Consider the following 21,081-nt stretch of genomic DNA (forward strand, 5'->3'; position numbering starts at 1 on the left):
AGTCCTGTCCGTTTTAAACGGCATTACCGCCAAATATCACTATATCCCAAAACCTCTGACTGTCTTTAGTTAAAACCAAAAAGTCGCTGCCAAAAACTTTGCTCCTCTTCCTGCTTAGGCGGTTCTTCGCAAAGCTGGGCTGGCGGCAAACTTTCCAGAATGGCCGGTACGCTAACTACATGAGGACAACCGGCAGCTTTATGCAAACCACTAAAGCTGTCAAAATGAGCAATACCCAAGCCTTCCGGGAAAGGTCGCACCAAAGATTTGGGATGCTGTCTGGATAAAAAGTCACGATACAGACTCATGGCTCCGGACGCCCCGGTTAATCCGGTGGACTCATTGTTGTCTTTACCCATCCACACAGTAACCAGATTGTGGCGGTCAAAGCCCACATACCAACTGTCACGATAATCATCGGTGGTACCGGTTTTGCCAGCCAGGTACAGATCGGGGAACGCTTTTTTCAGGGTTTTGGCGGTGCCTTCGCGAGTCACCTTGTGCAAAGCGTAGTTAAGCAGATAAACCGCTTTGGCATCGACTCGGAAACTGGACTCCGGCCGGTAACGTCGCAGCAACTTACCGCTTGAGGTGCTAATAGCCACAATGCTGTGCAATGACTCATAACGCCCCTCATTAGCCAATGTCTGATACATCTGGCTGACTTCAAAAGGCGTCAACGATACGGCACCAAGAGTCAATGCCGGATAGGGTTCAATCTCCTGTTCAACGCCTAATCGGTTAAGCATCTGTGTTACATGGGTAAGGCCTAAATCCATCCCCAAGGTCACGGTGGGAATATTCAGGCTATTAACCAAGGCATCCATCAGGCTGACCTGACCACGGTATTCTTTGTCATAGTTCTTAGGTGACCAGACTTTGCCGTTGCTGCTTTTTAAGCTAATGGGCGCATCCTGCAACGGCGTGGCCAAATGATACTGCCCCGACCGCTCTAATGCGGCCAGGTAAATAGCCGGCTTAATCACCGAGCCAATGGCGCGTCTTGCATCCAAAGCACGGTTAAAACCATGAAATTCGGTCTGTCTGGAGCCGACCATGGCCCGGATCTCACCAGTGGCGATATCCGTCACCACCACAGCGCCCTCCAATCCATTGATTTTGCGCTGTGTTTCCAGCTCATCGAGGCTATTGATCATAGATTGCTCAGCCTTACGCTGGGCCACGGGATCCAAGGTGGTATAGATGCGAATACCGGCCTGCTGCATGGCCGTGTCGGGTAGCAATTCCCGCAACTCACGTTTTACCTGCTCCATGAAAGCAGGGTGCGCGCCCCTGGCCAATCCAGCCTGATCAGACAACGCCAAGGGGGACTTGATCCAACGCGTATAGGTGGCAGGCTCGACCAACTGTTCATCAAAGAGTTGTTTCAGGACCAGATTACGACGCTCAATCACCCGTTCAGGATTGCGCCTGGGGTTGTAGTAAGAAGGCCCTTTGATCATCCCCACCAGCATCGCCATTTCCGGCACCGTCAGCTCTTTCAGTGGGCGGTCAAAATAATAGAAACTGGCGAGGCCAAAGCCGTGAATAGGATTCGCACCTTTTTGCCCTAAGAACACTTCATTTAAATAGGCTTCAAGGATCTCATCCTTGCTGTAACGCAATTCGATCAGCAGCGACATTAAGGCTTCATTGATCTTACGCGTCAGCGATTTTTCACGCGTTAAAAAGAAGTTTTTGACCAATTGCTGGGTCAGGGTGCTACCGCCTTGAACGGTGCGTCCGGCACTGATATTGGCCAACAGTGCCCTGGCGATAGAAAGGGGGGCGATGCCATGGTGCTGATAAAAGTCCTTATCCTCGATCAGCAGCAGCATGCGGGTCAGCGCTTCAGGGACCTCTTTCAATTCCACCAGCATGCGATCTTCTTCGTTGGCATGGGTGAAGCGGGTTACCAGCCACGGCTCTAAATACAGAGCGAATATGTAATTCTTCTCATCGATGGAATAAATTTTTGCCAGCTTGCCATCTTCAAAAGTCAATTGCACCGGCAGCAACGGCTTGGGGCCATCAACCAATTCAAAGGCGCGACGATAGAAAGTTAACTTACCGCCATTAATACTGTACTGACCGCTCCCCGAAGCCTTGGGAACCCGGCGATAGCCCAGCCACTCCAACTCTTCTATCACCTCATCGACCAGAATCTCCTGACCCTGGCGCAGCACCATGGGGCGGGCAAATATCTGTGCAGGCACTTCCCACTTAGTGCCGCCAAAATGCTTTAAGATCTTGGCATCCAGATACAAACAATACCCGGCCAATACCAAGGCGCTGACCAGAAATAACTTTCCCCAGTGATTAAAAAACCAACGAAGTGGATTGAGGCTGCGCGCCGCTTTGGATTGTCTGTTACTCATGAACTTTGATTAACCAGGGAGGGGAATGGCAAAAACGGGCGATATTTTGCCAGATTCGATAGGAAATTGCAGAGCACAAATCGATATTTGCAGCTTTATCCCTCAAGTAGTGATTCTTTCAGCGTTTTTTGATGCTTAGGGCGATAACTCGAACTGATACGACATCACATGGCTTTTTTGGTTCTGGTGGTAGCTTGCGCTTGTGCCGGATTATCTGGCCAAAAGTGTTTGGGATACCGCCCTTTCATTTCCTTTTGCACCTCTTTATAACTACCAGCCCAAAAGCCGGCCAGATCGGCGGTTTTCTGCAAAGGCCGGTGTGCCGGAGAAAGTAGCTCTATCAGCACTTTTATGCGTCCACCCGCGAGATGGGGAGTGTGAGCCAGACCGTACATTTCCTGCATACGCACAGACAGCTGCACGGTGCCATCGGGTTGATATTCCAAAGTGTGGCTTTGACCACTAGGCACCGTTAACTTCGTCGGTAACTCTGCATCCAGTCGCTGCTGCAATGGCCAATCGAGGCGATTTCTAAGCAAGGAGTAGAAATCGATTTTTTGCAAATCTGCATAGCTTCTGGCGTTTTCCAGATAGGGTAGTAACCACTCTTCCATACCCTGTAGCAGCGCCGCTTCGCTCATAGCTGGCCAGGGCTCTTGGGGAAATAGCTGAGCGGCCAGACGCATACGCTGAAGCAGTTGTTGCACCTTGTCACCGAAGGGCAACCAATCCAACCCTTTAGTTTCAATGAGCGAGCGCCACATGGAAATCAGGGTCTCTCCCTGAACAGCAGGCAGCACTTCGCTGCGAAGTACTATGCAACCCAAACGATGCAGCCTGCGCACCTGCATGCGCTGCGCACTTTCATCCCAGCTTGAGGTCATCTCCTCACTAAACAAGTGGGGCATGCGCGGTTTCAGGCTGTCAGGATCCACGCCGATGGCCAGTGAGATCCTGGCATCGCTGGCGCTGGTTTTAATCAGATCGGCTACCACCAAATAATCTTGGCTTTGCAACGGGTCCTGACTATCCAGCGCGGCACCTGCACCATTGGCCAACAAATAGCGGCCACTACCACGGGACTTGGCAATACGATCGGGATAGGCCATAGCGAGCAATAAGGCCAACGGACTGGTATCAACGCGCTTGCACAAAGCTACCTGCAGGCGCTTGGCCCATATTGCTGCCACTTGCCAAAGGGGATCCTGAGGCCTGTTTTGCAAAAAGGATATACGCAGCTGGATATCGGCGCCCCCTTGCCGAAGCGGATTTTTGCCCTCCATCAGGGCTGCCAGCAGGCACCCCAGACTCGCGACCTCTTCGCTCATTTCTTTGGCTTTTAACAGCATATGAGCCAAACGGGGATGGCAGCCTAAGCTGCACATCTTGGTGCCAATAGCAGTGATCTTATCGTCAGTGTCCAGAGCTTCCAGGGCATATAACAAGCCCTTTGCTTGTGTCAGCTGAGCTTCAGTGGGTTTATCCAACAACGCCAGTTGTTCCATCGGCGCGCCCCAGGCTGCAGCTTCCAGGACTAAGGGCGCGATGTCTGCGGTTAGGATTTGTGGTTGAGCTTGCGCTGCCAGACGATGATGGCTCTCTTCACTCCACAGTCGATAGCATATCCCTGGGCCCAAACGGCCGGCACGCCCTGCGCGTTGGGTGGCCGAAGCTTTGGAAATCCGTTGGGTCAGCAATTGGGTAATGTCCCTGTTCAAGTCGTAATTCGCCACTTTCTCCATGCCGGAGTCCACCACCAGACTGATCCCTTCGATGGTCAAACTGGTTTCGGCAATATTGGTAGCAAGCACCACCTTGCGTTCCCCTTCTTTTAGCGGCGCAACGGCAGCCATTTGCGCCTCTTTACCGAGTTCACCATACAGGCAGTAAAGATGAATGTTGGCGGCAAGTTTCGGCTGTAATATCTCGGCCAGGCGACGTATTTCCCCGGCGCCAGGCAAAAAAGCTAGCAGGCTGCCCTGCTCTTCTTTCAGGGCATTATGGATGACGCCCACCATTGCTTTGACAAGATCGACTTGCGGGGAGATGGCCTGGTAACGCATCTCAACCGGATAGCTGCGGCCATGAGTTTCCAGATGCCGGGCGGTGGGCAGCAACTGCGCCAGCCCCAGTTCATCCAGAGTCGCCGACATCACCAGCAAACGCAGGTCTTCACGCAGTGCGCCTTGTACCTCCAGACAAAGAGCCAGGGCAAAGTCGGCATGCAAACTGCGCTCATGAAATTCATCAAATATGACCAGTCCTATGCCGGACAGCTCTGGATCCTGCTGCAGAATGCGCGTTAACAGGCCTTCGGTGACAATTTCCAATCGTGTGGCAGCACTGACCTTACTCTCCCCCCGAATACGATAGCCTACAGTCTGCCCAACCGGCTCGCCCAGTTGCTGGGCAAGATAACCAGCAATGGCACGCACCGCGACACGCCGGGGCTGCAACATCACAATTTTCTTATCTTTAAGCCAGGCAGCGTTTAACAGCACCAGCGGTAAATAGGTCGACTTACCGGCGCCAGGGGGGGCAGATAGGATGACATTATGCTCTGAAAGTGAGCCAACTAGTTGCTGACTGATTTGGGCAACGGGAAGCAAAGAAACTCCGAAAGTCATATTGACTAAATATTTAACACCGCAGTTTACCCCGACATCAGGATTCAAGCAGATACTTTTGCCAGGATAAAGGTCTCCACCCAGCAGAATTGACCACTCATCCCATGCCACTGGACTCAGGGCGCAAAGCCCGTTAAGGTCGGCTCCTTGCTGTAAAATTGGAAACAACCCAATGCAAAAGAGGTTGCCCAAACACCTTGTGATTGTCGGTGGTGGTACCGCCGGTTGGATGAGCGCCAATTTGTTCGCTCACTATTGGTCCAGATATGATGTCAGAATCACCCTGATCGAATCAGCCAGAATCGGCACCCTGGGGGTCGGTGAAGGTAGCACTCCGTTCCTGAAAGAGTTTTTCCAGATATTGGGCATCGAAGAACAACAATGGATGCCCGCCTGTAATGCCACCTTCAAATGTGGCATTCGCTTCCCCGGCTGGACCAGTGGCACGGGCAGTTATTTTCATCCTTTTTACTCCGACCTGGATGGCAAGCAGGCCCAGGAATTCTTTGCCCAATGCAACAACAGAAGGGCGGGACATGCCATTGAAGTGTCGCCCGATCCGTATTTTTACGCCACATCACTGGCAAACCGGAAAAAGGCACCCAAGACCCCTACGCCGGGATTTGACGACTTTACCTACGGCTACCATTTTGATGCGGTGTTACTGGCCAGGTTTCTTAAACAGCATGCCACACAGCATGGCGTAACTCATATTGATGACATAGTTCAAAGCGTACAGCTGGATAAGCAGGGCAATATCGCCTTATTGGATACCGAGTCGCACGGCCCCATCAGGGCAGATTTTTTTGTGGATTGCTCCGGGTTTGAGGCGTTGCTGATTCAAAAAACCTTGGGAGAAGACCTGGTTGCCTACAGTGACCAGCTGTTTTGTGACAGGGCGGTGGCCATCCAGTCTGCGATAGATCCCGGACAGATCCCCTGTGAAACACTGTCCATGGGACTTCGCCATGGCTGGGCCTGGCGCATCCCCTTGCGTAACAGATTCGGCAACGGCTATGTCTACAGCTCGCGCTTTACCGATGCAGAGCAAGCCGAGAACGAGCTGCGAGAAATGCTAGGCGAGAGTGCATTAGATGCCCCCGCCCTGCATCTGCAATGGATCCCGGGCCGAATAGCACAACATTGGAAGCACAATTGTTTGGCGGTGGGTCTTTCCCAGGGCTTTCTTGAACCCCTGGAAGCGCCCATGTTGTTTATTATCCAGCGCACCATACTGGGCTTTATCGAACAATACGAACAGGATAGCCAGAGGGAGAGATTCAACGCCGGGATCAACAATATGATCGACGGCACCCGGGATTACCTGCAAGCGCACTACAAGATTAACAGCCGCGAGGATACGCCGTTCTGGCGGGCCTGCAGAGACAACCCGGCAATGTCAGAAACATTGCAAGACATATTGTCAGCCTGGAAACGTTCCGGCAATTTTGATGACACATTGGCAAAGCATCAGCAGCGCCTTGCCTATCTTAAGACCTCCTGGTATTGCCTGCTGGCGGGCAAGTCCTACTTTAACGAACTCCAAACCATCGGCGCTGATCCCAAGACACGGACTCCCTGTGCAAGCAGCATCGCCGCTGCCACAGACAGTTTTTTCGATCATGCCCATTTCCTCAGCGCCCTTTATGATAAGCAGCACCATGAAAACAGTATTTGAACAAGCCCTCGCCCGACTTCAAGCTTCAGACCTGGAAGGGGCACTGAACTTGCTTTCTCCCCTGATGCACCAAGGACAACCGGATCAGAAATCCTTGCGGCTTTACGCCGACTGCCTGTTACAGCAAAGACAATATGACCAGGCCCTAAGGGCTCTGGAAAAACTGCTGTCGCTTGAGCCGGACAATGCGCAACTACTCAATGATATTGCCGGGTTGCATTACCAGGCGGGTCGCTTCTCCGAGGCCATCAACTACTTTGTCCAGGCCACGACTATACAGCCAACCCTGTCCAAAGCCTGGCACTTCCTTGGCATTTGTTACGCCAATGTGGGAAAAATGGACAAAGCCTATAAGGCTTTTAACCAGGCGGAAGAGTGCGACCCTTGTAAGCCGCAAATTGAACAGGCCTACAACCTGTTTCAGCAAGGTAATCACCAGGATGCCCAAAAACATGCTCAAGCGGTGCTACAACAAGCCCCACAGCACAGCAGAGCCAAGCATCTGATTGCTATGCTGCTATCACATCAGGGCCAGTTCGATCAGGCCGCCCAATACGTTCAACAGGCACTGCAACACTCACCTTACAATCTCAGCCTGTGGAGTCTGCTTGCCCAACTCAATACCCAGTTGGCCGACTATGAAGAAGCGGCTGTTGCCGCCAGGCGATTGTTAGAATATGAGCCAGACAATCTGAACCACAGAGTGATGCTGGCCGGCATTTTGGTCAACGCCGGTTTGTTTGCAGAGGCTGAAGAGCAATATCTGCAACTATTAACAACCCATGAATATAGCGATTTTGCCCACCTGCAACTGGGTCACAACTACAAGACCCTGGGAGAGACAGCCAAGGCCATCGAACATTATGAAAAGGCTTTGCAGGCCAGGGAATACAAGGGCGCGGCTTACTGGGGCCTGGCGGCGGTCAGCAGTTACCAATTCAGTAAGCAACAGGTTCAGGCTATCACGGCGGGCATAACCGACCCGGATATTCCCCAGGAGCAGGCTTGCCAGCTGGCGTTTGCATTGGGACGGATATTGGAGCAGAAGAAAGATTTCAAGGGATCTTTCAAAGCCTATCGCACCGGAAATCTGAATAAAACGGAAATTGCCTTTGACCCCGCTAAGCATAAAACCAAGTTGCAGGCGGTGAAACAGGCTTTCAGTCCCGAGATAATGAGCCGGCAATCCACCACAAAGACAAGAGACTGTACCCCTATCTTTGTCGTGGGGATGCCCAGGGCAGGTTCAACTTTAGTAGAGCAGATCCTGGCTTCACATAGCCAGGTGGAAGCCACCATGGAACTTAAAACCCTGCCCACCATCGCCAGGCGTCTGTATCAATTAACCTGCATTAAAAACCGTAACAACAGCGGTGATCTGTCCGCAATTACGCCGGAAGAATTTGCCGGTTTTGGCGATCTGTATCTGGAACTGAGTAAGGTCTACCGTAGCGGTAAACCTTTCTTTATCGATAAATTACCGCCTAATTTCCAGCACTGCGCCCTGATCCAGTTGATCCTGCCCAATGCCATTATTATCGATGTACGACGTCATCCCATGGCCTGCGGATTCGGTATTTACAAGCAGTACTTTGCTAAGGGCCATGAGTACGCCTACAACCTGGAGCATATTGCCGGTTACTACCGGGACTATGTGGAATTGATGGATCACTGGCATAGCCTGATGCCGGGCAAAATCTATGAACTTGGCTATGAAAAACTGGTGGAAAATCCCGCGGCGGAAATCGGCAAGTTGTTAGCCCACTGCCATCTACCCTTAGAACAAGGCTGTTTAACACCCCATAAGAATAACCGCTATGTCAGAACTGCCAGCAGCGAACAGGTACGCCAACCCATCAACGACAAAGGACTCTATCAGTGGCGTCATTACGAGCAGGATCTCGCCCCCATGGCTAAGGCGTTGGGGGAGGAATTGCTGGCAAGATTCTAGGGTTTTGTACCTGGTGGACAATAAAAAGCCCCATTGTTATGGGGCTTTTTCATTTGGCTTAGTGCTTACTTAAAGCTATAGGTCAGGGCCATATAGTATAAGCGGCCGATGTTATCGTAACCGGCGGTAAAGTCTCCTGTACCATTAGTGTAGTGCGGCAAATCGCGGTCAAACACGTTATCCACACCCACTTCCAGGGTCAGATTGTTTTCAAACTGATAACCGGCCCTTACATCGGTCTGGAAGTAGGAGCCATAGCCCATGATATCGCTTCTATCGGGGTTGGTCTCCAGATCCTGTGGGGTGAAACGATTTACTTTGTCCAGATAGCGGGTGCGCCAGTTGGCAGACCAGGGGCCATTAGTGTAGCCGATCAGCATATTGGCCTGCCATTTCGCGGAATCTGTAGTCCCGGCATTTTCAATAAATTGCTCTGGCTCGATCTGGAAAGGAAATTCCTTACGGGACTTCAGATAAGTACCGATCAACTGGGTGGTGAAATCTCCACCCAGTGCGTCAAAATCATAGCCCACTTCGAAATCGATACCCTTTGCTTCCTGCTTGGCCACGTTTTGCTGGGTGCTTTCTACCAATGTCAGTTTGTAGTCAGGGCCTCGGGTAATCAGTGCACAGAACTGGTTGTTAACGCCTCCTATGGAGTCGTAACACTTATCCAGAATATCCTGTGCATCCACCAAATCGATGGCATCATCGATAGTGATATCCCAATAGTCAATGGTAAAGACCAGGTTCTCAACAAAGGATGGCTGATAGACCAAACCCAGGGTGTAACTGGTGGACTCTTCTTCCTTAAGATCCGGGTTACCACCGGTCAATAGCTCTGTGGATGACACAGGGTTAATCACAGCGTCAGACGGGATTCCCTGAGCAGCGCAGTTGGCTAAGCGGGTAGCACTTTGATTGAAGTTGACGTCACAGGGGTCATCTACGTGGTCAAAATTCTGCCCTTTGGCAGCGAACAGTTCACTGATATTGGGCGCACGAATAGCCTCGGATACAGTACTACGCACCCGCAATTCATCATTCACCGTCCAATCGAAACCCACTTTCCAGCTTAATGCACCACCGATAGTGCTGTAATCGGCATAACGGGCGGCCAAATCCAACACCAAATCCTGCACCAACGGCAAATCGGTCAGAAGCGGCACCGATGCTTCGGCAAAGACTTCATTAACATCGAATTCACCATGCTCTTCCTGAATTGCGGTCAGGAAGGTAGCGCCAGTGGCAGCAAAAGGATCCGGCCAGTCGTCACTCTTTTCCTTACGGAACTCGTAACCGGCGGCAACACCTACATAGCCAGCAGGTAATTCAAATATTCCGCTGTTAGAGACTGAAGCATTAAAGACGGTCTGCTGAATCTTGCTTTGGGAGAAGGAGTCGGTGGTAAACCAATCCGCAGCCAAGGGGTTCACATTGCCTTCACCGAAGAAGGTAGAGGGCACACAGCCAGCGGCCCTGGCCGCCTCATCACGACAACCAATACTACCGTCTGCCAGGCGGATAGCGTCGGCGGACTGGCGCATACGGTCGGTGATCACATTATCCAGGTTTACCTGCTCACGTTCTGACTTGCCATACAGGCCATAGACATCGTAGCTCCAGTCATCTCCGAAGCTGCCCTTAATACCGCCGACGAAACGGGTGGTTTCGCGGGTATTTTCCTCAAAGCGACGGCCGATATCTTCATTAAAGCGGTGCAGGTTGATACTGGATAAACCCAGGTAATCCATTACGCCGCCAAGACTTTCATCCACATAGGGGTTGTCACGATTGATTGTGATGCCGCTGCCGTATTCAAAGAAAGACGGCTGGCCGATGGAATCCGCTTTAGTCCTTACAAACTTTGCTTCACCATAGATATTCATATCCGGGGTGATGTCATAGTTGGCCTTGGTAGACACATTCAGGGTAGAGAAAGTGGGCTGTAGCTCACTATATCTGGTCAGATCGAGGATATCGCACTCACCGGAGCAGCGACCCCAGTTATAGGTGGTTCCCAGGCGCTGGGGACGCACCGAACCATCCGGATTAAAGATGTACCAGTTGTATTCGTTGGTGTTGTAGTCATAGGCGTAGAAGTTCCCCCCTACGGAATCATCATACCAGGCAGCGCCGGGAACAAATATTCTATCCGGGATACCGTCATGGTTAACAGTGCCGTCCGGATTACGGCTATCGCCGTTTGCAGGGTTACTGACTTCCGCTACCGGGAAGCTGGTTTGTTTGCGGTCCTTGGCATTCATACCGTCCTGGCGATCATGGCTGATTGCAAAACCTATGTTGCCTCTGCCCTCATCAAAATCGGTACCAAAAGAGATGGTGACCTTGTCATTGTCATACGGACCTTCCTCGGCATAGCTCTTGGTCACGCTGACATCCAGGCCGGTGATGTCTTTTTTCAGTACAAAGTTGACCACGCCGGTTACGGCGTCGGCACCGTATACCGCCGAGGCACCACCGGTAATGATCTCTACCCGCTCTACCCAAGCAGTGGGAATGGTATTCACATCTACCGAGGCGGTGCCGGGATTGGCTGAAACATGGCGCTTACCGTCCACCAGCACCAGGGTTCTGGCAGTACCCATACCACGCAGATCCAGCAGGTTAAGCCCTGCGGTACCTATAGTGTTACCGGCGTTAGCCAGCGAGAAGGTATTGGCCAGAGAAGGCAAATCATTTAATGCTTCACCGATACTGATGGCACCGGTCTTAAGCAGGTCTTCGCCACTTATCACGGTTACCGGCGAGGGCGCAATCGCGCCTTCACGCAAGATACGGGTTCCTGTTATCTCTATTTTCTCAACGGCTTTATCCGCATCGGGTTCCTGGGCAAGGACATTAAAAGATGAAGCTGCGAGCAGGCAGCTAATGGTGTAGGACAAGGGATTCTTCTTAAGGATTTTACTATCCATTTAAACGGCTCCATTGATCAGGCTTATTCGCCTTTGTAGTAGTTATGCGGGCGTTCGCAGTGAGAGGCAGACTCTCAGATACTAAAACAGTCTATCAACCATTAAAGCGCCAGGAAACCTAGGATTACCCCATGTTTTGTACCGTTCGTCCCTCAAATCCCGAAACTCACCGAAATTGCAAAGTTAACTTTGCATCAAATCCAAGCGATGCAAAAACGGCATTTTTATATAGGCTTAGAGTTGGAGCATGTCACCGGTAAAGTTGATGAGAGTTTTCTTCGGTCTGGACTTGAATGGGAGAGAGAAGCTTGCCATTGAGCAGTGGAGTAGTCGAAATTTGCCGACATACTCTAGCGCCATACCTCCTGCTAACTTCCATATTACCTTGGCATTTTTGGGAGAAGTAAATAACAACCAGTTAATTTCACTCTATGAGGCCGCCGGTGAACTTCATGGAAATTCTTTCTTGCTGCATATAGACCAACTGGGCTATTGGTCCAAGCCCAGAGTTCTATGGATAGGTCCCTCACAAGTGCCTGAGAGTTTAAAGGAGCTGGTCTCAGCGTTGGCAAATGCTGGCGCCAGGCTAGGTATACGCAAAGACAATCGTCCCTATATGCCCCATATCAGCCTGGTCAGAAAAGTGGCACTGAATCCTCCAAATGCATTAATAGCACCGGATTTTGAGCTGACATTCAATCGATTTCATCTTTTCGAATCCAAATCCACCAACAAAGGAGTGGTTTATCATCCTTTGCATTCCTGGCCACTGCGTTCGCAATCCTCCGTACGCGAACAACTACGAGGTGGAGCGCTGGACTGAAAATCAGGCTTTACCTTAAGTGCCTGCCGGGTTACTACTAAGGGTCTTTGATTTACCAAGCTAAGAGCCATGCAACAGACCTTTCGCCTTGTTATCGACTGCCCCGACCAAGTAGGTTTGGTGGCGGCCGTCAGCCATTTTCTAGCTGGCCATAACGCCACTATTGTAGAAGCCAGCCACCATACCGACCTGCAAACCGGGCGCTTTTTTATGCGCCACGAAATCCGTGCCGACTCTTTGCCACTGAGTCTGGAAGCCTTCCGGGCGGTGTTTAAGCCTCTGGCCGATCAGTACCAGATGAACTGGCGACTGACCGATTCCCATCAAAAACAAAAAGTGGCGCTACTGGCTAGTCATGAGTCTCACTGTATTAACGATCTGTTGCACCGCTGGCATACCAATGAACTCTATTGCGATATCGCCTGTATTATTGCCAACCATCCGCATATGCAGCAGTTTGCCGATTGGTACGATGTGCCCTTTCACTGGATAGACTTTGAAGCGATGGGCAAGGACAAAGCCTTCGAGGAGATCCAGGCACTCTTGGGTCACTACCAGGCAGACCTTACGGTGCTTGCCAGATTTATGCAGATTTTACCGGATAGCCTCTGTACCGAGCTGGCCGGTAAAGCCATTAATATCCATCATAGCTTTTTACCCTCATTTGCCGGTGCCAGGCCTTATCAGCAGGCCTATGATCGCGGCGTAAAGCTAATCGGTGCAACCTGCCACTATGTCACCAAGGATCTGGATGAAGGGCCGATTATTGAACAAGAAGTGATCCGTATCAGTCACAGCGACTCCGCCGCCGATATGGTGCGAAAAGGCAAGAATTGCGAAAAGCAGGCGCTGGCCAATGGTGTGCGCTATCACCTCGAGGACCGAGTAATTATCCATCAGCATAAGACGGTGGTGTTTGCCTGAACGCTGAATTTCTCACTTTGCGAAAGTGGTGAATTTTTATTCTAAATAAAAATTATCTATTGCCAACAAGCCCAAAGCCTCCATCAAAAACTGGTTACCAAAGGCATTTAAGAACTAAACCGCTTAAATGCCTAGTTTTTTTGCAGTTATGAAAATGCAGAACGGCTGCAAACTTATGCATTACCGAGACTTACAACGAATAGCTATTAGTTATAAATACAAATTCCAGGGTTGACACATTTGTTTACAAACTGACATAGTCAGTACACCACTATGTACATGGAAGGGGCTATGCCGTCGGCTTCGCCACTGGTTTTGCCCGAGGATGTATTCCGTGACAAGGGGACAGGAAACACATTATAAAAATTAACAGGAGTACGAAATGGACGCATTTTGGCATCTTTCCTCCAGGAAATCCCTTGTTAGCCTTGCAGTTGTTGCCTCATTAAGTGGCACTGTTCCGGCTTTCGCACAAGACACAGCCCCTGCCGATGGCGCAGAAGAGCAAGGTATCGAGAAAGTCACCGTGACCTCTCGTCGCAAAACGGAAACCCTGCTTGAAATCCCCATGGCGGTATCCAGCGTATCGGCGATGGAAATCGCCGATCGTAACTACACACAAGCTACGGATATCTACCGTACTTTGGCGGGTGCGGCTATGCCCCGTGGCCAGTTGATTCTGCGTGGTCTCAGTGGCGGTAATACCACTGTTCCAGAAACTACCGCGACCTTTGTGGACGATGTGCCTTTTACTTTTACTAACCTTTCAGATGTGGAGCGGGTGGAAGTACTGCGTGGCCCCCAGGGCACCCTGTATGGCTCCAACGCCATCGGCGGTACTGTACGTATTATCACCAAAAAGCCGCGTCTGGATGAGTTTGAGTTATTTGGCTCGGTACAAGCCGGTGGCGAAACCGATGTTGACGGCTATGACAGTAACGTCTCATTGGGAATTAATGTGCCTTTGGTCGAAAACAAGTTAGCCTTACGTGTTAATGGCAACATGGAACATGACCAACTGCCTTTCGTGAACATGAATACCGGCCTGCAGTCGGATATCGATCGCGCTTTCTTGCGCAGCCAATTGCTATGGCAAGCTACCGACGATATCGACGTAACCTTTGGTTATTCACGTGTAGAGTATCGCGACAAAGGTGAAGATCTGGGCGATCGTTCCAAACCCGGTTACTACTGGGATTACGGCTTAAACGCTAACCCCGATGCACCTTATGGCTACGATGTGGATTTCTTTACTGTGGATTGCGATCCAACGGCAGAGCGTCCTGCTTGTAAAGGTGGCAGCGCCCCGAAGGTTATCAGCGATGTACCGGAAAAATACCGTATCTGGGAAAGACTGGATCCTTGGTACAAGAGCACCAATAACCTCTTTACTCTAAATATCAACGACGAAAACTTCTTCGATTTTGCCACCCTTACCTATGCCGGCTCCTTCCGTAGCTACAAGACCCAGTCATTGGATAACTGGACACGTTTGGATGGCGACGATATGTTCCTGACCTGGATCGTCAATGATTATTTCTACGACGAAATCACGCACGAACTGCGCTTGCAAAACCTTGATGTCAATAGTCCATTGTCTTGGACTGTGGGTATGTTCTACGACAAGCTCGAAACCAACAATGCGCTGGATAACCAGAACCAATATCATGAAGCAGGTGATATTGCTTCTGCTTTAGCTTTAAACTGGTGGGGCATCGACGTAACACAGGCGGGTATGGATACCTTTGGTAATCCACAAAAGAACTGGAATTACGGGATAATTAAGGACTATCAGAGGGAGTTCGCTCTGTTCGCCGATGTGGCCTACACCTTCGACTTAGGCGATGCCGGTGAACTGGAAGTTAACGGCGGTATTCGTCGATTTGATCTCAAAGATGAAAGTATTGAGAGCACTTCTGGAATTTGGACCACCTACTATACACCTTGGGATCCGGATATCGTCAGCTTAGGCGGTGAGGAAGACGGTAATCGCTATAAATTCAGCGTCTCTTATCGTCCAAATAGTGACTTGTCGGTCTACGCCTTATACTCTGAAGGCTATCGTCCCGGCGGCAACAACGGACCGTTGGAAGCTTCTTGTCAGGACGATCCTAATGCCCCCAATCGCCCAGATCGCTACACTTCAGACGCGATTGAGAACTATGAGTTGGGTATTAAGGCCAGCACATTTGATGGCAAATTCAACTTTGCCGCCGCTGTGTATCAGATTGATTGGACAGATATCCGTACCGATATCTACATGCCAACCTGCGGCTTTAGTTTCACAGCCAATGCCGGCGAAGCGGAATCTAAGGGTATCGAGTTCGAATCAACGGCTTACCTGACTGACGATCTGAAGGCCACTTTCAATACTTCCTACACTAAATCTGAAGTCACCAAAGACAATGACGCCATTGGCGCCAAAGCAGGTGATGACATGACCATGGTGCCGGATTGGAACGCTTATCTGGCGTTGGATCAGGGCTTCGATCTGTTCGGTAAGCAAGCCTATGTGCGTGCGGACTTTACCTACTACGGTGAGTACAAGACACACTTCAACGTACGTGATGAGGACATTGTGCCTTCTTACAGCTACGTTAACCTTTCTGGTCGTTTAGAAGTGTCTGATGATGTGAAGCTAAGCGTGCATATCAATAACCTGTTTGATAAGGAAGCAGAGAAATATAGACGCGCCAGAAGCAGAAGCGAAAGCAACACGACTGCCCAGCAGTATATTGATTACCTGGAAGGCCGCAGCCTGACAGTACGTCTGGACTACACCTTCTACTAAGAAGTCGTTGTTCTGATACTAAGCCCCGCAATGCGGGGCTTTTTTATGGGTTTAGCTTTTAGGCCAGAGAGATGCTGGCCTGTATCGCCTTTTTCCATCCTTGATGTAACAGCGCAGCGCGTTTTGGTGACATAGCAGGAGAAAAGGCTTTTTCTAATTGCCATTGCTGCACCAGGTCTTCGATAGAATCAAACAGTCCTAACTGCAAAGCAGCCAACATGGCGGCCCCCAATGCCGTAGTCTCCGTCACTTTTGGCCTGTCGACCTGAATACCGAGAATATCGGCCAAAAACTGCATGGCCCAGTTGTTCACCACCATTCCACCATCCACCCGAAGCACGGTGATCCGCTCGGTACCATCGGCCTGAATAGCGTCTAGCAGATCCTTAGTTTGATAGGCGATGGACTGCAGAGTCGCAGTCACTATATCGGCAGCATCGGTATCTAATGTCATCCCCACAACTATCGCTCGGGCATCCGGTTGCCAATAAGGCGCACCCAATCCGGTAAAAGCCGGCACCAGGTAAAGCTTGTCCTGTATCCCTGACTGAATGGCCAGCTCTTCACTTTGTGCTGCATCTTGCAGCAAGCCCAACTTGTCTCTTAACCATTTGACGGCGGCCCCCGCCACAAAAATACTACCTTCCAGGGCGTAATGGGTTTGCCCTTTAAGCCGGTAAGCCACAGTGGTTAACAGTTGATGTTGTGACTGCAAGGCCACCTTGCCGGTATTGACCACCATAAAGGCACCGGTACCGAAGGTGCATTTACCCATCCCAGGTTCAAAGCAGGCCTGTCCCACCAAAGCGGCCTGCTGATCGCCCACCACCGCAGCGATCGGAATGCCAGTGCCGAATAATGTGTCTGCTGTTTGACCATAGTCATCAGCGCTATCAAGTACATCAGGAAGCATTTCCTTGGGAATATTAAAGAGCTCCAACAACTCCTCATCCCACTGTTGGCTGTGGATGTTAAACAGCATGGTGCGAGAGGCATTGGTGGCGTCGGTGGCATGCACCTGTCCACCGCTTAATTTCCAAACCAGGAAACTGTCTACCGTACCAAACAGCAATTCGCCTGCATTTGCACGCGCACGTGCGCCGGGCACATTATCGAGGATCCATTGCAATTTAGTCGCAGAAAAATAGGGGTCGAGCAGCAAGCCGGTTTTGTCCAGCACCTTGTCCTGAAGCCCTTTCAGCTTCAACGACTGGCAAATATCCGCGGTACGACGATCTTGCCAGACAATGGCGTTATATACCGGTTGGCCGGTCTTTTTGTCCCAAACCAAGGTGGTTTCACGCTGATTGGTAATGCCAATGCCCGCGATATCTACTGGCTTAATGTCAGATTTTTCCAAGGCCTTGGTTAAAACCGACAAACTGGTCTGCCAAATATCTGAAGGATTGTGCTCAACCCAACCATCCTGAGGAAAATGCTGAGGATATTCCTGCTGTTCAACAGCAAGCAGCTCGCCTCGTGGCGAGAACAAGATGGCACGGCTGCTGGTTGTGCCCTGGTCCAGGGCCAGAAGATATTTTTTCAAAGGAACTCTCCTTGTGTTTAGACTCTTATAGCCCTTTCCGTAGGGCTATCACAAGAAAATTAGAAGCTTAGAGAGTACGCTACCTGAAAGCCGTTTTGCTGAAACGACTCACTGGATTGACCTGCAAGCGGATGAGCTTGGTAACGATCGGAAGATAAACGAAGCTCCCATTGCTGAGCATCTCTGCTGTGGCCCAGTTTAGTAGACAGGTAAAATGACTGACCTTGGGAAAAAGGCAGTCGCTGACCATCAGCAAATTCCACCCGGCTATTCCAGTAAGCTTGAGTTCCCACACCCACCGCAACGCCGTTTTGCAATTCCAGCATAGGTTGCACCTCATAGCGCCAATAAGAGCGACGATACTGATTGGCACTTTCTACTATGCCATCCCGGCAACTGCTTATTCTGGCTAGCAATACCCAGCCATCGCCCATGTCTTGCTGGAGGGTCAGATAACGTTGTCGCTCTGAGAGGCCTGCGGTTTGCAAACGATGTTTGTCGTACTCCAGCCACCCTCCCTCCCAAAGAGCATCGCCTTTGCCTTCACCTAATCGCCAATCAGGCTGAGCATTGAGATACAGCGGCGCAAGCAGCAAACTAAATAATATGGCTCTCATGGTACCGACCTCCAGGGCAAGATGGCGATGATGCGGTCTGATTTCAGCATAGCGCCACACAGCTTGAGTGTAAGTAGCGCAATCCATACCTAATTATCGACGGCATTCATTCAGCTTCCAGTTTGAATGTCTATGCCTCTGATTTAGCGTTGAATATTGTTATCGACATCAATCAAACAGCTTACCGAAACAGGGCTGGATAGGATGATTGGGAAAGTAGAAGACACGACCAGGGTCCGCAGAGCCTGCCCCGTGCTTGATGCGGGGGTGGAAAACAAGGAAGTTCTCCATTCCCGAGCATGGTTGCCTGGAGCAACTATCAACAGCTTTAGCTGGCTTGAAAAGCAAGTGAACCGCAAGACAGCGGTGAATATACAACGCTCCCTGCAGTTTCGGCATACGACCGCCATGGAAGGCGGAAGTGCAGATTGTGCAGGACGCAACCATCTGCACGTCCATCCATGGACATAGCAGGTTTGCCAGGAGCAAACCGCAACGTCGGAAGGATGACGACGGCCCGGAGAGTGGAAGGCAGGGAAGCCTGTAATAAAAAAACCCGCCAAAAGGCGGGTTTCTTGGTGCTTGCATTTCCTTAGAGGAAATTAAGCTACGATTGCTTTCTCAACGACGGCAACCAGAGTGAAAGCCTTAGTCTTAGACAGAGGGCGGCACTCTTTGATAGTCACAACATCACCGATGTTGCACTCGTTGTTTTCGTCATGAGCGTGCAGCTTAGTGGTGCGAGTCATGTACTTACCGTAAACGGGGTGTTTTACACGACGCTCAATAGCAACAGTGATGGACTTGTCCATTTTGTTGCTGACCACACGGCCTTGCAATGTACGTACATTTTGTTCAGTCATTACGCACCCGCCTTTTGAGTCAGGATAGTTTTTACACGCGCAATGCTACGACGCACTGTTCTCAGCTGGTGAGATTTTTCCAGCTGACCTGTGCTGTGCTGCATGCGCAGGTTGAACTGTTCGCGCAGCAGGTTCAGCAGCTCTGCGTTCAGCTCTTCTACGCTTTTGTCTTTCAGTTCAGTAGCTTTCATTACATCACCGTCCGAGTTACAAAGGTTGTTTTGAAAGGCAGCTTAGCGGCGGCCAGTGCGAAAGCTTCGCGGGCCAACTGCTCAGGTACACCTTCCATTTCGTACAGGACGCGGCCTGGCTGGATCTGACAGACCCAGTATTCCACGTTACCCTTACCTTTACCTTGACGCACTTCCAGAGGCTTCTCGGTAATTGGCTTGTCGGGGAATACCCGGATCCAGATTTTACCTTGACGCTTCACGTGACGGGTCAGGGCACGACGAGCAGCTTCGATTTGACGCGCTGTCATACGACCACGGCCGATAGCCTTCAGGCCAAAAGTACCGAAGCTTACAGAACCACCAGCGATGGCCAGACCGCGGTTGCGACCTTTATGCTGCTTACGGAATTTCGTACGTTTTGGTTGTAGCATGTCTTAGCCCCCTTGCTTGGCAGAACGGCCTTTCTTCGCCTTAGGCGCCTGAGCCGGCTGTTGCTGCTCAGTGGCGGCATGCAGACCACCCAGAACCTCGCCCTTGAAGATCCATACCTTGGTACCGATGATACCGTAGGTAGTCAGAGCTTCAGAAGTGGCGTAGTCGATATCGGCACGGAACGTGTGCAGGGGCACGCGACCTTCACGATACCACTCGGTACGGGCGATTTCAGCGCCGCCAAGACGACCGTTTACTTCAACCTTGATGCCCTTAGCACCGATACGCATGGCGTTCTGTACCGCACGCTTCATAGCGCGACGGAACATTACACGACGCTCCAGCTGGCTGGAGATGCTGTCGGCTACCAGTTGCGCATCCAACTCAGGTTTACGCACTTCTGCGATGTTGATCTGAGCTGGAACGCCGGCCAGGTTAGAAACGTACTTACGCAGTTTTTCTACGTCTTCACCTTTCTTACCAATAACCACACCTGGGCGAGCAGTGTGAATAGTCACACGAATGCTCTTAGCAGGGCGCTCAATAACAATCTTAGATACTGACGCGTTCTTCAGTTCCTTAGTCAGGAACTGACGGACCTGGTGGTCATTGAACAGGTTGTCAGCGTATTCTTTAGTATTAGCGTACCAGGTAGAAGTCCATGGTTTGCTGATACCCAGGCGTATACCTGTAGGATGTACCTTCTGTCCCATTATCTACTCCTAGTGATCAGCCACAACGACTGTGATGTGACTGCTACGCTTGAAAATGCGATCCGCACGGCCTTTAGCACGCGGCTTGATGCGCTTCATGGTCGGACCTTCGTCTACGAAGATCTTGGCCACTTTCAGCTCATCGATATCAGCGCCTTCGTTGTGCTCGGCGTTGGCGATAGCAGACTCCAGAACTTTCTTAACCAATACAGCCGCTTTCTTGGGGCTGAAGGTCAACAGTTCCAGTGCTTTCTCAACGTGCATTCCGCGAATTTGATCCGCTACCAGGCGTGCTTTTTGGGCCGAGGTGCGGGCAAAACGGTGTTTAGCTAAAGCTTCCATTATCCTACCCCTTATCTCTTGGCCTTCTTATCTGCGACATGGCCGCGATAAGTACGCGTTGGCGCAAATTCGCCCAATTTGTGGCCGATCATTTCATCAGTAACCAGTACTGGAACGTGCTGACGACCGTTATGGACTGCAATGGTCAACCCAATCATTGAAGGGATGATCATGGAACGACGCGACCAAGTCTTTATGGGACGACGATCGTTCTTTTCCACCGCAATCTCTACCTTCTTCAACAAGTGCAGGTCGATAAATGGACCTTTCTTGAGAGAACGTGGCAT

Annotated in this window: 16 protein-coding genes; 5 read left to right on the forward strand and 11 right to left on the reverse strand. The window is 50.8% G+C overall.

Annotated elements, in window-relative coordinates; all coding sequences use genetic code 11:
• Positions 1-65: 65 nt before the first annotated feature.
• Complete coding sequence (mrcB, locus tag P2G88_RS09755) at positions 66-2,378, reverse strand: penicillin-binding protein 1B (protein WP_275795680.1); 2,313 nt, start codon at positions 2,376-2,378, stop codon at positions 66-68.
• A gap of 164 nt (positions 2,379-2,542) precedes the next feature.
• Entirely contained in the window at positions 2,543-4,987 is a 2,445-nt protein-coding gene (hrpB, locus tag P2G88_RS09760; protein WP_345798881.1) for an ATP-dependent helicase HrpB, read from the reverse strand.
• A gap of 190 nt (positions 4,988-5,177) precedes the next feature.
• Between hrpB and P2G88_RS09765 the strand changes: the two genes are divergently transcribed.
• The gene (locus tag P2G88_RS09765; RefSeq protein ID WP_275795682.1) at positions 5,178-6,683 is read left to right on the forward strand and encodes a tryptophan halogenase family protein; all 1,506 of its coding nucleotides are present in this window, start codon (positions 5,178-5,180) and stop codon (positions 6,681-6,683) included.
• Positions 6,667-8,634, forward strand: coding sequence for a tetratricopeptide repeat-containing sulfotransferase family protein (locus P2G88_RS09770; protein ID WP_275795683.1), 1,968 nt, complete (start codon positions 6,667-6,669; stop codon positions 8,632-8,634). Before P2G88_RS09765 ends, P2G88_RS09770 begins: the two co-directional genes overlap by 17 nt.
• A 65-nt stretch (positions 8,635-8,699) precedes the next feature.
• On the opposite strand, the gene P2G88_RS09775 is transcribed toward P2G88_RS09770, so the two are convergent.
• Complete coding sequence (locus P2G88_RS09775; RefSeq protein WP_275795684.1) at positions 8,700-11,570, reverse strand: TonB-dependent receptor; 2,871 nt, start codon at positions 11,568-11,570, stop codon at positions 8,700-8,702.
• 265 nt (positions 11,571-11,835) lie between these two features.
• Here P2G88_RS09775 and thpR point away from each other — a divergent pair, with 265 nt between their 5' ends.
• The 3 genes from thpR (at position 11,836) to P2G88_RS09790 (ending at position 16,108) form a co-directional block, all read left to right on the forward strand.
• Positions 11,836-12,393, forward strand: a complete 558-nt coding sequence (gene thpR / locus P2G88_RS09780) for an RNA 2',3'-cyclic phosphodiesterase (RefSeq protein ID WP_275795685.1) — start codon at positions 11,836-11,838, stop codon at positions 12,391-12,393.
• 69 nt (positions 12,394-12,462) lie between these two features.
• A complete protein-coding gene (gene purU, locus P2G88_RS09785) occupies positions 12,463-13,317 on the forward strand; it encodes a formyltetrahydrofolate deformylase (RefSeq protein WP_275795686.1) in 855 nt (284 codons plus the stop codon).
• A gap of 382 nt (positions 13,318-13,699) precedes the next feature.
• Complete coding sequence (locus P2G88_RS09790; protein WP_275795687.1) at positions 13,700-16,108, forward strand: TonB-dependent receptor; 2,409 nt, start codon at positions 13,700-13,702, stop codon at positions 16,106-16,108.
• Between the two features lie 58 nt (positions 16,109-16,166).
• On the opposite strand, the gene glpK is transcribed toward P2G88_RS09790, so the two are convergent.
• The 8 genes from glpK to rpsS form a co-directional block, all read right to left on the reverse strand.
• On the reverse strand, positions 16,167-17,654 hold the full coding sequence (glpK, locus tag P2G88_RS09795; protein WP_275795688.1) for a glycerol kinase GlpK: 1,488 nt from the start codon (positions 17,652-17,654) through the stop codon (positions 16,167-16,169).
• A gap of 59 nt (positions 17,655-17,713) precedes the next feature.
• Complete coding sequence (locus tag P2G88_RS09800) at positions 17,714-18,271, reverse strand: hypothetical protein (RefSeq protein ID WP_275795689.1); 558 nt, start codon at positions 18,269-18,271, stop codon at positions 17,714-17,716.
• A gap of 602 nt (positions 18,272-18,873) precedes the next feature.
• Positions 18,874-19,134 carry a 30S ribosomal protein S17 gene (gene rpsQ / locus P2G88_RS09805; RefSeq protein WP_275795690.1) on the reverse strand — a complete coding sequence of 87 codons (261 nt, stop codon included), beginning with the start codon at positions 19,132-19,134 and terminating at the stop codon, positions 18,874-18,876.
• On the reverse strand, positions 19,134-19,325 hold the full coding sequence (gene rpmC, locus P2G88_RS09810) for a 50S ribosomal protein L29 (protein WP_275795691.1): 192 nt from the start codon (positions 19,323-19,325) through the stop codon (positions 19,134-19,136). The genes rpsQ and rpmC overlap by 1 nt, the downstream gene beginning before the upstream one ends.
• Complete coding sequence (gene rplP / locus P2G88_RS09815; RefSeq protein WP_275795692.1) at positions 19,325-19,738, reverse strand: 50S ribosomal protein L16; 414 nt, start codon at positions 19,736-19,738, stop codon at positions 19,325-19,327. Before rplP ends, rpmC begins: the two co-directional genes overlap by 1 nt.
• Before the next feature lie 3 nt (positions 19,739-19,741).
• Entirely contained in the window at positions 19,742-20,452 is a 711-nt protein-coding gene (rpsC, locus tag P2G88_RS09820) for a 30S ribosomal protein S3 (RefSeq protein ID WP_275795693.1), read from the reverse strand.
• 9 nt (positions 20,453-20,461) lie between these two features.
• Positions 20,462-20,794, reverse strand: a complete 333-nt coding sequence (gene rplV / locus P2G88_RS09825) for a 50S ribosomal protein L22 (protein ID WP_275795694.1) — start codon at positions 20,792-20,794, stop codon at positions 20,462-20,464.
• A gap of 11 nt (positions 20,795-20,805) precedes the next feature.
• Positions 20,806-21,081, reverse strand: coding sequence for a 30S ribosomal protein S19 (rpsS, locus tag P2G88_RS09830; RefSeq protein WP_275795695.1), 276 nt, complete (start codon positions 21,079-21,081; stop codon positions 20,806-20,808).

This window comes from Aliiglaciecola sp. CAU 1673, assembly GCF_029223185.1.
GTDB lineage: Bacteria > Pseudomonadota > Gammaproteobacteria > Enterobacterales > Alteromonadaceae > Bowmanella.

Bases quoted from the DNA above. Each gene is read 5' to 3' on its own strand.
- rpsQ (WP_275795690.1), bottom strand. From the start codon at position 19,134: ATGACTGAACAAAATGTACGTACATTGCAAGGCCGTGTGGTCAGCAAC.
- P2G88_RS09800 (WP_275795689.1), bottom strand. From the start codon at position 18,271: ATGAGAGCCATATTATTTAGTTTGCTGCTTGCGCCGCTGTATCTCAAT.
- thpR (WP_275795685.1), top strand. From the start codon at position 11,836: ATGAGAGTTTTCTTCGGTCTGGACTTGAATGGGAGAGAGAAGCTTGCC.
- rplP (WP_275795692.1), bottom strand. From the start codon at position 19,738: ATGCTACAACCAAAACGTACGAAATTCCGTAAGCAGCATAAAGGTCGC.
- P2G88_RS09775 (WP_275795684.1), bottom strand. From the start codon at position 11,570: ATGGATAGTAAAATCCTTAAGAAGAATCCCTTGTCCTACACCATTAGC.
- rpmC (WP_275795691.1), bottom strand. From the start codon at position 19,325: ATGAAAGCTACTGAACTGAAAGACAAAAGCGTAGAAGAGCTGAACGCA.
- P2G88_RS09770 (WP_275795683.1), top strand. From the start codon at position 6,667: ATGAAAACAGTATTTGAACAAGCCCTCGCCCGACTTCAAGCTTCAGAC.
- purU (WP_275795686.1), top strand. From the start codon at position 12,463: ATGCAACAGACCTTTCGCCTTGTTATCGACTGCCCCGACCAAGTAGGT.
- mrcB (WP_275795680.1), bottom strand. From the start codon at position 2,378: ATGAGTAACAGACAATCCAAAGCGGCGCGCAGCCTCAATCCACTTCGT.
- rplV (WP_275795694.1), bottom strand. From the start codon at position 20,794: ATGGAAGCTTTAGCTAAACACCGTTTTGCCCGCACCTCGGCCCAAAAA.
- P2G88_RS09790 (WP_275795687.1), top strand. From the start codon at position 13,700: ATGGACGCATTTTGGCATCTTTCCTCCAGGAAATCCCTTGTTAGCCTT.
- rpsS (WP_275795695.1), bottom strand. From the start codon at position 21,081: ATGCCACGTTCTCTCAAGAAAGGTCCATTTATCGACCTGCACTTGTTG.
- rpsC (WP_275795693.1), bottom strand. From the start codon at position 20,452: ATGGGACAGAAGGTACATCCTACAGGTATACGCCTGGGTATCAGCAAA.
- P2G88_RS09765 (WP_275795682.1), top strand. From the start codon at position 5,178: ATGCAAAAGAGGTTGCCCAAACACCTTGTGATTGTCGGTGGTGGTACC.